Origin of the sequence: Streptosporangium lutulentum (assembly GCF_030811455.1) — a bacterium.
Classification (GTDB): Bacteria; Actinomycetota; Actinomycetes; order Streptosporangiales; family Streptosporangiaceae; genus Streptosporangium; species Streptosporangium lutulentum.
The window spans coordinates 4,399,021-4,411,643 of record NZ_JAUSQU010000001.1 but is presented as its reverse complement, the minus strand read 5'-3'; the positions used below and the strand labels follow the sequence as shown (position 1 = coordinate 4,411,643).

General features: G+C 69.3%; 9 protein-coding genes. 5 read left to right on the top strand and 4 right to left on the bottom strand.

Annotation, left to right across the window (positions count from 1 at the left end; translation table 11 throughout):
* Window positions 1-171 precede the first annotated feature (171 nt).
* Window positions 172-735 (top strand): CGNR zinc finger domain-containing protein, encoded by a 564-nt coding sequence (locus J2853_RS19690; RefSeq protein WP_307559992.1) that lies wholly within the window; start codon window positions 172-174, stop codon window positions 733-735.
* Window positions 736-970: 235 nt separating this feature from the next.
* Window positions 971-1,297: a hypothetical protein gene (locus J2853_RS19685; RefSeq protein ID WP_307559990.1), complete on the top strand. Its 327-nt coding sequence runs from the start codon at window positions 971-973 to the stop codon at window positions 1,295-1,297.
* Between the two features lie 70 nt (window positions 1,298-1,367).
* On the opposite strand, the gene J2853_RS19680 is transcribed toward J2853_RS19685, so the two are convergent.
* The gene (locus tag J2853_RS19680) at window positions 1,368-2,585 is read right to left on the bottom strand and encodes a threonine synthase (RefSeq protein ID WP_307559988.1); all 1,218 of its coding nucleotides are present in this window, start codon (window positions 2,583-2,585) and stop codon (window positions 1,368-1,370) included.
* Window positions 2,586-2,959: 374 nt separating this feature from the next.
* Between J2853_RS19680 and J2853_RS19675 the strand changes: the two genes are divergently transcribed.
* Together J2853_RS19675 and J2853_RS19670 are read left to right on the top strand one after the other, a co-directional pair.
* Window positions 2,960-3,343 carry a hypothetical protein gene (locus J2853_RS19675; protein WP_307559986.1) on the top strand — a complete coding sequence of 128 codons (384 nt, stop codon included), beginning with the start codon at window positions 2,960-2,962 and terminating at the stop codon, window positions 3,341-3,343.
* A complete protein-coding gene (locus tag J2853_RS19670) occupies window positions 3,340-4,263 on the top strand; it encodes a hypothetical protein (protein ID WP_307559984.1) in 924 nt (307 codons plus the stop codon). The genes J2853_RS19675 and J2853_RS19670 overlap by 4 nt, the downstream gene beginning before the upstream one ends.
* A gap of 39 nt (window positions 4,264-4,302) precedes the next feature.
* On the opposite strand, the gene J2853_RS19665 is transcribed toward J2853_RS19670, so the two are convergent.
* From J2853_RS19665 to J2853_RS19655, 3 genes are all read right to left on the bottom strand, one after another.
* The gene (locus J2853_RS19665; protein WP_307559982.1) at window positions 4,303-5,193 is read right to left on the bottom strand and encodes a MurR/RpiR family transcriptional regulator; all 891 of its coding nucleotides are present in this window, start codon (window positions 5,191-5,193) and stop codon (window positions 4,303-4,305) included.
* A gap of 180 nt (window positions 5,194-5,373) precedes the next feature.
* Window positions 5,374-6,789: a M14 family zinc carboxypeptidase gene (locus tag J2853_RS19660; RefSeq protein ID WP_307559981.1), complete on the bottom strand. Its 1,416-nt coding sequence runs from the start codon at window positions 6,787-6,789 to the stop codon at window positions 5,374-5,376.
* Between the two features lie 1,024 nt (window positions 6,790-7,813).
* On the bottom strand, window positions 7,814-8,866 hold the full coding sequence (locus J2853_RS19655; protein ID WP_307559979.1) for a LacI family DNA-binding transcriptional regulator: 1,053 nt from the start codon (window positions 8,864-8,866) through the stop codon (window positions 7,814-7,816).
* Window positions 8,867-9,133: 267 nt separating this feature from the next.
* On the opposite strand from J2853_RS19655, the gene J2853_RS19650 reads away from it, so the two are divergent.
* A complete protein-coding gene (locus tag J2853_RS19650) occupies window positions 9,134-12,412 on the top strand; it encodes a discoidin domain-containing protein (RefSeq protein WP_307568741.1) in 3,279 nt (1,092 codons plus the stop codon).
* The last annotated feature ends 211 nt before the right edge of the window (window positions 12,413-12,623 follow it).

Genomic DNA, 12,623 nt, shown 5'->3' with positions numbered 1-12,623 from the left:
TCTCGATCGTGACCCGGCGAGGCTTGCATCCTTGTGCGTCACCGGCCCAACTGGTGATGATCCTGGCACGGTTTTCCATCACCAGTCAAGGAGGTGACGCGTGATGCTTCGTCACCATCTTGAGGGGTGACAAGTCTTGTTCGCGAGCTCATCACCCGTCAGACTGGTGACATGGAGCATGCATTTCCCTGTGGCAACCTGGCTCTCGATTTCGTCGGGACACTGCGGGCGCGGCGCAACCCCGTGCCGACGGACGTGCTCACGTCCCCGCGAAGCCTGGACGCGTGGTTCCGGGAATCCGGACTCGTCGACGCCGGCGGCGGCGACGCCGGCCCGGCGGACCTCGATGACGCGATCGCGCTGCGGGAGGCGATCTACGCGCTCGTCATCGCGCGAATGAGGAACGACGGGTACGACGAGGACGCGCTCACGCTCGTGAACCGCGTGGCGGGCACGCCCTCCGCGATCCCGCGCCTCACCCGGGACGGTCGGCGGAGGGAGGCGACGGCGGGGCAGGCGATGTCGTCGGTGGCGAGGGAGGCGATCGACATCCTCGGCGGTCCTTATGCCCCGCCCCTCAAGGAATGCACCCGCCCCGAGTGCACCCAGATCTACCTCGACCACTCACGGGGCGGGCGTCGCGAATGGTGCGCGATGCAAACCTGCGGCAACAAGGTGAAAGCTGCGGCCTACCGTGCGCGTAAGCGGTCCGCCGCCGCAGAGGTCGCCGTCTAGGTGGCCATCCGGGTCGCCGTCCAGGTTGCCGTCCAGATCGTCGGCGCGTCCTCGGTTCGGTCGACGGTGAGACTCGGACGCCGTCGCCCACCCGACCCGGGTGGATGGACGGTGAGGCCCGTGTGCCGTCGCTCACCCGACCCGGGCGGATGGTTTGCCCGGTCCCTCGCCGGGCAGGCGGCCGGCGAGCGGAAAGGTCGTTCTGCTCGCCGCCGACGGCGAAGGTGTGGTTCCGATGAGTCTGCACGCATTGGCGATCGTGTTCGGCTGGGCCATCGTGGCGATCGGATGCCTCATGGCCGTGTACGGCGTTCATCTGCTGGTGACGGGCCGGAAACCCCGCAGGATGCCCAGACGGATCCCGGCGTCGCGGGTGAGGTCGTACGCGTGGTCGCTGCTGTGTTTCGCGTTCTTCGTCGTTTCGACGGCGCTGCCCCGGCTGCTGGGCTGGCCGGCCGAACTGTCGATCGTCCTCATCCCGCTCTCGTTCGTCGCCCTCCTGGTGGGGATCAAGCTGATGGCGGAGGCGCAGAGGGTGCTGCGCCCCACCAAATCCGCGTAACCGGGCGGGACGGCGGCGGACCTCGTCCGGTCCGGCCTTCCGGCGGCGCGAGGGCCCGCTCGGGTGAGCGTCAGGTGAGGTGGGCGTCCACCGCCAGGACCGGGGCGTCCACGGAGACCGTCCCCGGATACTTCAGGCCCGCTCCGGTGTTCAGCACCACGACCTCGTCGTCGGCGCCGATCCATCCCGACGCGCGCAGCTTGCGGGCCGCCGCGAAGGCCGCCGCGCCCTCAGGGCAGACGAAAGCCCCCTCCAGGGTCGCGACCTCCCGCAGCTCGGCCAGCAGCTCGGCGTCGGTGACCGTGACCGCGGTCCCCGAGGTCTCGGCGAGCGCGTCCAGGATGAGGAAGTCGCCGAGGGGCTTGGGCACGTTGATGCCGAACGCCACGGTGCGGGCGCCCTCCCAGTACTGACTCTCCCGCTCCCCGCGCTCGAACGCGCGCACGATCGGCGCGCACCCCTCGGCCTGGACCGCGACCAGCCGCGGCGGCGGACCCGAGATCCAGCCCAGCTCCCGCAGCTCGTTCAGGGCCTTGTGGATGCCGATCAGACCCACTCCGCCGCCGGTCGGGTAGAGGATCACATCGGGCATCCGCCAGCCGAGCTGCTCGACGATCTCGATGCCCATGGTCTTCTTGCCCTCGATGCGGTAGGGCTCCTTGAGCGTCGAGGCGTCGAAGACCCGGCCTTCCGAGGCCGCGATCAGCTCGCCGATGATCCGCCCGGCATCGCTGATCAGACCGTCGACCAGGTGCAGGTCGGCGCCCGCGGCCACGCACTCCCGCCGGGTGATCTCCGGTGCGTCCACGGGCATCACGATCGTGGCGGTCAGCGCGGCCCGGGCACTGTACAGCGCCCAGGCGGCACCGGCGTTGCCGTTGGTCGGCATCGCCAGCCGCTTGATCCCCAGCTCGGCCGCGCGGGACACCCCGACCGCGGCGCCCCGGGCCTTGAACGAGCCGGTGGGGATCAGCCCCTCGTCCTTCATCAGCAGCCGCGGCAGGCCGATCCGCTCGCCGTACCGCGCCATCGGCAGCAACGGCGTCATCCCCTCGCCCAGGGTGACCACCGACTCCCGGTTCCTCACCGGCAGCAGCTCGTGATAGCGCCACAGGTCGGGGGAGCGCCGGGCGAACTCCGCGGGGCTCAGCGAGGCACGGACCGCCGCCAGGTCGTAGCGGGCGAGCAGCGGCGACCCGCACTTCGTGCACAGGTTCTGTGGCCGCTCGCTGTCATGATCGGCTCCGCACCGGCCGCACTCCAGGTGGGACAGCTGGCTGAAACTCATACGTGCTCCCTTGCCGCTCTTTTGGTACCGGCTCTCGCGCCGCCGGGTCTTCGGTCGCGGTGCGATAACAGGTTCAAGTATGTCTGTGGCGGTTTCGAATGGACCTCGGCGAGGGTTCCGTTCCACCTCGGTAGAACGGCCGGCCGGCGTATCGGGCCGCCCGTCGCCGATCGCGCCACGCCGCGGCGTCCCCGCCCCTGGGCGCTGTTCTCCAGAGCGGCGCGAGCAACCGGGGAGACGGTGGGGATGTCATCAAAGATCTGGCAGGTCCCGATTCATCCCCTTAAGCTCACTGCGGGTCATCAGCCCCTTTCCGGCAAGGGTTCCGCCGAACGGGGGCCTGGAGAGCGTGCGGCGAAGGAGAGGTACGGCTGATGGCGGACATCGCCGAACGGGTCGAGCGGCTGTGCGCTCTGCTGGGCGACGACGACCTGTGGGACTACGCGGAGGAGTCCGGTTCGGGGCGGACGTTGCGTGACATCGTGGCCGCCGTCGGCGATGGAGACGACGGATCGCTCCAGCACCATCTGGACGCGCTGGACGAGGCGATGGCCAGGCTCGGCCTCGGGGCGATCACTCAGCCGGAGCGTACGTACCAACCCCTCGCCGGCACAGGCGGCGGGCATCCGGTCGTGCAGGCGTGGGCGTGTCCCGCCCCCAAGCCGTGCAGCCGGGTGGAGACGGAGGCTCGGCAAGGGCCGCCGCCGGTGTGCGCCGCCACCGGGCATTCACTCGTCCTGGTACGGGTGGCCACGTGAGCGGTTTCCTGGATGAGCTGGGCAGGAAACTGGCGGAACGATGGCTGACCCTGCTGGTGTTGCCCGGACTGGTCTATCTGGCCTGCCTGACGGTCGCCCTCACCCTGCGCCACGAGCATGCCCTGGACGTCGGCCGGCTTGCCGGGGCCATCGACCGGCTCGCCGCCCGGCCCGCCGCCTCCACGTCCGCCGCGCTCCTGCTCACCGTCACAGGTGTCCTGGCCGCCGCCGCCGCGGCCGGGTTCGCCGCCGGCGGGCTGGGACGGCTGACCGAACGAGTCTGGACCGCCGAAGGCCGGCGCTGGCCCGCCCGCCTGCTGACCAAGCGCAGGCGGAAAGGCTGGGACGCCGCCGACGCCGACGTCCAGACCCAGATCAAGGCGGCGGTCCGAGCCCAGGCCGGCGTGCCGGCGGACGGCCCCGTCCCGGACGTCGCGGCGGCGATCGCCGCCCGCGACGCGATCGGTCTCGTCCCTCCCCGGCGTCCCACCTGGATAGGAGACCGGCTTCGCGCCGCCGATCAGCGTGTGCACACGGCCTACGATCTCGATCTGACCGGCGCGTGGCCGCGCCTTTGGCTGCTCGTCCCCGATGCCGCCCGCACCGAGTTGATCGTCGCCCGTGACGCCTATGTCGCCGCGGCGAGGCTCGTCGGCTGGGCGCTGCTCTACCTGCTCGTGGCCTGGTGGTGGTGGCCCGCACTGCCCGTGGCCCTCGCCCTCGCCGTCACCGGCTGGATCCGCGCCCGAGACACCGTGGTGGTCCTGGCCGACCTCATCGAGGCGATCGTCGATCTGTACGGCCGTGACCTGGCCACCCAGCTGGGCGTGCCGGCTTCCGGTCCTCTCTCACGGGAAACCGGTCTGGCGATCTCCACCACGCTGCGCAAGGACCCCGAGACACACCACCCCGCCTCGTAGCCGGGGGACCGCCCGTGACCGGCGACGGCCGCGCGCCGTTCAGTAGGGAAGGAAGATCTGGCGCTCCGTCGCGCTGTCGTCGAAGGCTCCGAGCTTGATCTGTCCTTCGGTGGCGAGGGTGTCCAGCATGGTGTGCAGCAGCGCGGTGCACAGGACCGTGGGACCGGCGTGGGAGTCGAACGCGAAGTCGGAGCTCACCGGCGCGAGCAGGACCTCGTCCGCGAGCTCGGTGAGCCGGCCCACCGGCTGGTCGGTGATGAGCGCGATCTTCAGCCCGACGCGGCGCGCCCAGGTGAGCCCCTGCGCCAGCTCGCGAGGGTAACGCGGCAGCCCGATGGCGAGCACCCACTCGGCTCCGGATTCGGCCGCCCGGCTCAGCCGGTCCTCCAGGATCGAGCCCGCGATGTCCAGTACGCGTACGTCCGGGAGCACCTTCTCGGCGAGGTGGCCGAACAGGTGCGCCAGGGGGGAGGAGATCCGCAGTCCCACGACCAGAAGGGGACGCGACCTGGCCAGCCGGTCGGCCACCTCCCGAAGCTGACGGGTGTCCCGCAGGCCGTCCCGCAGCCGTTCGAGGTCGCGGATCTCGGAGTTGACCAGTTCCTGGATCTCGTTGAGGCCCTCGGCGGGCGGCGTCTGCCGGGGGTCGCCGAACACCGACGAGCGGAGCGCGTCCCGGAACTCGGGGAACCCCCTGAACCCGAGCGCGGCGGCGAAGCGGGTGACCGACGGCTGGCTGACGCCGACGCGTTCGGCGATGTCGGCACTGGTCAGGAAGACGGCCTCCTGCGCGTGTTCGAGCAGGTAGCGCGCGATCCGGCGCTGCGAGGGGGAGAGCCGGTGATCGCCGAAGAGCCCGCGCAGGTTCGCGGCGATCCGCGATGCGTCCGGGACGGTGAGCGGCTGGCCGGCCTCCCTGGCGTGCCCCATCCTTGAACACTTCCCTTCCCCGTGGAGTGACACACTCAGCGATGATTCTCACCGCCCGGCGGGCAAGGCGATCGGGTTTTGGCCGGGTTGCCTCATGAGACGCGAGGTTTCGCAGACTCAGAGCGGCGCCGGGCGGCCCGTGGGGACCGCCCGGCGCGCCGGGTGTGCGACGACGACCGGTCAGCCCTTGGGGCCCTTGCCGTTGAAGCGCTTCTTGCATTCCTGCAGTCTCACGTCGACCTGCTCGCCCCGGTCGACGGTGACGTTCACCGTCTCGAGGACCTCGCCGCTCGGGCGGGCGCAGGTGAGCGTCCAGCTCTCCCGGAGGAAGTTGCCCGGGCCGGTGGCGACGACGCCGTTCGCCGTGTAGGCGGGGACGGGACGCACCGACGGGTTGACGTGCCAGGTGAACTTGCCGTTGGTCGGGGCGACCAGGCTGGACTCCAGGTGGGTGGGGATGGCCTGGGGCGGGTCGAGGACGCCGCCCGTCTGCAGGATCGGCGCGGTCCACAGGTCGAAGTTCTTCGTGATCTTCAGGACCGCGCCCTTCGGCGCCTTACCCTTGATCACGGAGTGCCCCGCGGGGTCCGCCGCGTACTCCAGGGCCACCATGAACGCCTCACGGTTCGACTTGCCCTCGTAGCGACCGGTGCCGAGGTAGTCCTCGATCACCTCGGGGTAGGTGTTGGTGGTCGACTGGGTCTTCATGATCTCGAACGTGAACCCGAGGCCGCGGGTGGCGTAGTACGACCAGTCCGGGGTCTCGCCGGTCGTCTCGTAGTCGAAGCCCGACTTCATGCCCGTGTAGCCGTTCTTGGCCGCCATCGCGTCGGTCAGGGCGGAGTAGGCGGCCTCGTCCGGGGCGTCGCCCGCGCGCTTCTCCAGCGGCGGGCGGAGGAGGGTGTGACCGGAGGTGTGGTTCGTGATCAGGACGGTGGCCTGGTTGGTCGTGGTCAGGTCCATGATGTTCTGGACCTCGGGCTCGGAACCCGGCCCCGGGCCGCGGGACGTCGCGTTGGAACCCGCGTTGCTGCCCCAGCCGAAGGGGTAGTTGCGGTTGATGTCGATCCCGGCGTTACCGGCGCACGTCGGTGAGAGGCCGCAGCTGGTGCGCCGGTTGATGACGAACCCGTCCACGTTGACGACCGGGACGAAGATGACCCGAGCCTGATCGAGCAGACGCTTGACCTGCCGGTCCTTCTTGGCGTTGTTGACCAGGTCGTAGGCGAACTCCATGGTGTGCTCACCCGAGGGCCATTCGTTCCCGTGGTGCATCCCCATCATGAGCAGGACCGGCTTGCCGTCGGAGGCGTTGACGTCGTGGGTCACCTCGATGCCGTACACCTCGCGGCCCTGGCGGGTCTTGTGGGGCAGCGTGATGTGCTTGACGAGATCGGGGTGCTGCTTGCTCAGCGCGAGCATCTCGTCGTTGTAGTCCGTGATCGTCCGGTAGGTGGTCCGGCCGCTGGGCAGGGCCGCCGCCCGCTCCGACGCCGACCGGACGATCGCCGCGGTGCCGGTCGACTCGGTGAGGGTGGCCGCGGCGGCCGGAAGGCTGAGGCTTCCCAGCAGGCCGACGCTCAGCGCAAGCGTCATAACACGTTTCTTGGTATTCCAGGCCGCTGGGGGCTGCGAGCCTTTTGAAGACATGCTGAAGACCCTTTCTAGCTACGGACGAATTGGCATCGGAAATGCACCCCTTTTCTCAGGGGTGTTCTTTCGGGGGCTTTTCCGGAAGCCTGACGATCGGCCGCTGATTGCAAACTTTCAATTAGTCTTGGGTATGAATGTATGCCTGTCAACTCTCTTTGATCGACGATTTTCCCGCACAAGTGCGGAATGCCGGAGACAGGGGAGGCTCCCTGTGTCGGAGCCCGAACGGGAGTGAGCATCCCTGAACTGGGCTTTCTCTTTCCGTTTGGGCCGAAGGCGGACCGCGAGTGCGTGCCGGACGGTCCGGAGGTCCTTCGAGGGCGTGGAACACGGGCGGGGGCGGGGGAGTCGAGACCTCGGGCGGACGGCGCTGTGGATTTGTCGCACAATGGAGTTGTCCGGTGACGGGTAGGTGTCACCCGCTTATCGAAATTGACTTGGATGACAGGCAATCACGAAACTCAGCCCCGAGGGTAGAGGCATCCGGGCGGACTCCGGTTTTCGTGGGGTCGCTTTGGCCCGCTCGCATGATTCCGGTCTCGTTCGCGCTCTCGCGAATCGTGGAATCGGGGTGTGCGGCCGGTCGGGGCTCGCCGCCGCCCGGTGATCGCAGGATTCCGGGGAGTGACCGTTTCTCCCGGCGGGACTTTCCCGGGTCCCCGCTCGGACGGGGCGTTCACCTGCCTGAGACCGATTCGGATTCGATGTGAACTTCCGCCGCCCACCCCGCGTCCAACCGAGTGAGGTTCCGGCGTGCGGCCGGGGCCTTGCGCCCTCCTCCGGCGCGCCGCCGCCCATCCCGGGGTGGGCGGTGGCCGGACCCACCACCGCGGGACCACCGCGGGACCCTCACCGCGGAGCCGGTCCTCGCCGCGGGGTCTTCACCGCCGGGCTTTCACCGCGGGGTCTTCACCGCGGGGTCTTCACCACGGAGCCGGTTCTCGGCGCCGGACGGAAGCCGCGCGGCTCACCCCGTGACGGAGTGCTCCAGCGCCTGCCTGCGCGGCAGCGGGCCGGTCGACTCCCGGACCACCAGCCGCCCCGGCTGCCGGATGACGCCGGATCTGTGGTGCCCGTCCAGGGCGGCGGAGAGATGCCGCACCGCGATGGCGCCCAGCTGTTCCAGGTTGAGGTCGATGGTGGTCAGCGGCGGACGGCAGTCGGCCGCCAGCGCCTCCCAGTTGTCGTAGCCCACCACCGCTACGTCGTCGGGGATCAGCCGGCCGAGGTCGTCCAGGGTCTCGCAGGCCCCGTCGGCGATCTGGTCGTTGCCGCAGAAGATCGCGTCCACCCCGGGTTCGGCGGCGAGCAGCATGTGCGTCGCGTGCCGTCCCCAGCGGCGCGACCATTCGCCGTAGAGGGGGTCCCCTCCGGCCAGGGCGAGTCCGCGGTCGCGCAGCACCCCGCACAGGGCGCTCGCCCGGTCACGGACGGCGCGGTAGGACCGCGGGCCGGTGATGTGCCCGATGCGGCGGCGCTGGAGTGACAGGAGGTGTTCGGCGGCCAGGCGCGCGCCGTCCGCGTCGTCGGCGAGAATCGACAGGTCGCCGGGGTCGCTGGACTCGCCGTAGACGTACACCACCGGTACGGGGATGTCGTGGGTCAGCGACGGGCGGACGTCGTTGCTCTCGCCCAGGATGATGAACCCGTCGACCTGCCGGGCGGCCAGGGCGCGGATGTAGTGCCGGCGGCGGATGGCGTCGCCCCGCGCGTCGCAGAGCACCACCGACATCTCCTGGTTGCCCAGCGCGTTCTCCACGCCGAGCAGCACCGGCATGGAGAAGCGCCCGCCGAGCTCGTCGGTGAGCAGCCCGATGGTGCGGGTACGGCCGGAGATCAGCCCGCGGGCGAGCGCGTTGGGCTGGAAGGACAGCTCCGCCGCCGCGCGCCGTACCCGTGCCCGGGTCTCGTCGGCGACCTCGGACCGGTTGTTGAGGGCCTTGGAGGCCGTCGCCACGGACACCCCGGCGCGCTTGGCCACGTCGGTAAGGGTCACCAGTTCGGAACGACGTCGACCCAACGAAATCCTTTCAAAAAAGTTTCGTGGTGTCCGCACACCGGAGCACGCGCAGGCCCTGAGCTTACGCCGGGCATCCCTCGCGATCAATGGTCATTCCCGGTCTCTCGTTACCGAAATTTAACGTTGCCGAAAACCTTTTCGGAATCGATGGTGAACTCAGACCTCGAAGAGCCCGCATCCTCCAACCCCGCCAGGTCCTATCCGCACACCCCCCAAGGACGTGACGTAATGCCGACGCTCGCCCGATTCAGATCGAGATCGTTGACCGTGGCGACGGCGCTGTGCCTCGTCAGCAGCGCCTTCCTGAACCTCGGACATGACGCCTCCGCCGCTCAGACCATCGGATACCCCAGCTTCTCCGGCCCGGCCGTTCCCGCGCCCCCGGTCGGATACACCGCCGGCAACATGATGCAGGCCATCTACAACGCCGAGAGCTCCGGCACCGACTTCTGGGTCGACCGGTTGCTCGGCCGTCCCGGCAGCGACCCCGCCGACGCCGACGGCGGCATCCTGATGACCCGCGGCCGGGCGTTCTTCATGAAGACCCACACCCCCGGGACGCTCGGCTTCGCCGGCAACGCCGCCTACATCGAGAGCATCACCAACCAGAGCGCGTTCACGGTGGCGGTCACGCCGGGCACCTTCACCGAGCAGGTCGGCCAGCGCTGGCAGGCGCCCAGCTATTTCAGGAGCGTGCACACCGGCGGCGCCGTCCGGATCGAGCAGACGAAGTTCATCACCCAGAACAACGTCGCCGTGGCCAACCTGTCGATCACCAACACCGGGACCTCCGCCACCACCCTGCAACTGCGGGCCACCTCGCCGTACGCCACCTCCGGCAGCGGCAACGAGCTGACCGGCACCGTCAACGCCTTCAACAACCTCACCACCCTCTCCCCGCGCCTCTCAGGTGACGGATTCACCGCCACCGGCGGCGGGCTCAACCGCTCCGCCACCATCGCCGCGGGCGCCACCGTCACCGCCAAGGTGGTGCTGGGCCTCGTCACCAGCGAGATCCCCGAGTCGCTGAGCGACTACAACGCCTACAAGGGCTACAGCAACGCCACCGCGTTCGCCACGCACGTACGGGCCTACAACCTGTGGTGGGCGCAGAACATCCCGTACTTCGACTCGCCCGAACCGGCCATCAAGAAGAACTACTACTACCGCTGGTGGTTGATGCGGTTCAACAACCTCGACGCGAACCTGCCCGGCCAGACCTACCAGTTCCCCACCTCGATGGAGGGCGTGCTCGGATACAACAACGCCATCGCGCTCACCCAGCCGATGCACATCGACGACCTGAAATACCTGCGCACCCCGCTCTACGCCTACGGTGACTGGCTGTCGGTCGGGCAGACCTCCAAGGGCGGCCGGTTCCTCGACAACCCCGGAGACCCGGCCAACTGGTCCAACAGCTACACCCAGTACATCGGCGAGGCGGCCTGGCGCAGCTACCAGATCCACGGCGGCCAGCCCGCCATCGCGGCCAGTCTCGCCAAGTACGCCGAGGGCGACGCCAAGGGCCAGCTCAGCTTCTACGACCACGACAACAACGGCCTGATCGAGTACGACTGGGGCGCGCTGACCGGCAACGACGCCGACGCGGTCTCGTTCCACTGGCGCAGCGGCAACCTCGACCGCACCGAGTCCGCCTACGTCTACAGCGGGGCCCTCGCCGCCGCGCAGGCGTATGACGCGATCGGCAACACCGCCAAGGCGGCCGAGATGCGCACGCTGGCCACCCGCGTGCAGAACGCGGTCGTCAACGTGCTGTGGAACCCCACCGCGCGGGTGCTGCAGCACCGGCACGTGTCCACCAACACCCTCAACCCGTGGAAGGAGATCAACAACTTCTACCCGTACGCGGTGGGGCTGATGCCCAACACCGCCACCTACCGCGAGGCGCTGCGGCTGTTCGCCGACCCGGCCGAGTATCCGGTCTTCCCCTTCTACACCGCCAACCAGAAGGACAAGGCGGCCGCGGCGGCGGCCGGCAACCCCGGCAGCAACAACTTCTCCACCATCAACTCCACCGTGCAGTTCCGGCTCTTCTCCTCGGCCCTTCGCAACTACCCCACCTCCTACATCACCACCGAGGACTACAAGAAGCTGCTCTACTGGAACACCTGGGCGCAGTACGTCGGCGGCAACACCCAGTGGCCGGACGCCAACGAGTTCTGGGCCAACTGGAACGGCTCGTCCATCACCTACCGGTCCTGGATCCACCACAACATCCTCGGCAGCGGCAACTGGACGCTGATCGAGGACGTGGCCGGGCTGCGCCCCCGCAACGACAACAAGGTGGAGCTCTCCCCGATCAACATCGGATGGCCCAACTTCGCGGTCAACAACATCCGCTACCGCAACGCCGACCTGTCCGTCGTCTGGGACGACCCCGCCGACGGCGTGGTCAAGTATCCCGGCGTGCCCCAGGGCTACTCCATCTTCATCAACGGGAACCGGGTCGCGACCGTCAACCAGCTGGTGCCCTTCGTCTGGGACCCCGCCACCGGAGCGGTCACCTTCACCGGAGCCACCGGTACGGTCGCCTACAACACGGCCGTCTCGGGGCTGCAGGCGCCGCAGCAGGTCGTCCAGTCCGACACGCGTGTGGTCGACGCGCTCGCCAAGGCCGGCGTCGATCTCACCGCCAACCTGACCAACCTCGCCCAGGGCGCCACCGTGTCGGCCTCCCACACCGGTTCCGGAACCGGAGTCGCCTCCGTGATCGACGGGTTCCCGACCAACGAGCCCTACTGGGGCGCGGGCGGCTCACCCAACGCCCAGGACTGGTACGAGGTGAACCTCGGCAGCGCCAAGACCCTCGACGAGGTCAGGCTCCACTTCAAGGACAGCCGCCCGGCTAGCAGTGCCTACCGGCCGCCGTCGGCCTACCAGGTCCAATATCTCAACGGCAGCACCTGGACCACCGTTTCCTCCCAGGTGAAGACGCCGAGCACTCCGCAGGGCAACTACAACCAGGTCCGATTCACCCCGGTCACCGCGCAGCGGGTCAGGGTGCTGATGACCAACCCCTCCGGGGCGAAGAGCGGCCTCACCGAGGTGAAGATCTACAACCGCGGAGGCACCAACCCGCCGCAACCGCCGGTCGGCACCAACCTGGCGCCGTCGGCGACGCCCTCCGCCTCCTACACCTCGGCCTGGGAGTCGGTCGCCGCCCTCAACGACGGCGTCGACCCGCCCTCCTCCAACGACACGGTCAACCCGCGCTGGGGCACCTGGCCCAACCAGGGCGAGCAGTGGGGAGCCCTGACCTGGTCGTCGGCGGTGTCGCTCAGCCGGGCGCAGGTCTACTTCTTCGACGACAACGGCGGCATCGACCTGCCCGCGTCGTGGAAGCTGCAGTACTGGAACGGCAGCGCCTACGCGGACGTCCCCGGCGCCGGCGGCTACCCCGTCGCCGCCAACCAGTACAACACCGTGACCTTCACCGCGGTGAACACCACCCGGCTGCGGGTGCTGCTGCAGAGCGCCACCGGTGCCTCCGTCGGACTGCTTGAGGTCAAGGCGTACGCCTCCTAGCGGCTCTCGCCGAGCGGCGGGGGAGGCCACGACCTTCCTCTCTCCGGGCGGCGGAGGAGACCATGGGTCTCCTCCGACGCTCCGTCCGGTCAGCCTCCGCGAGGTAGGCCCGGGAAGCGGCCGATCAGTCTCGCCCTGTTGTTCGCCGTCTGAATCCCGCACCGGCATGATCGGCGGTAGCCGCGTCGGCGTGGCACGCGCCCCCGCCGGG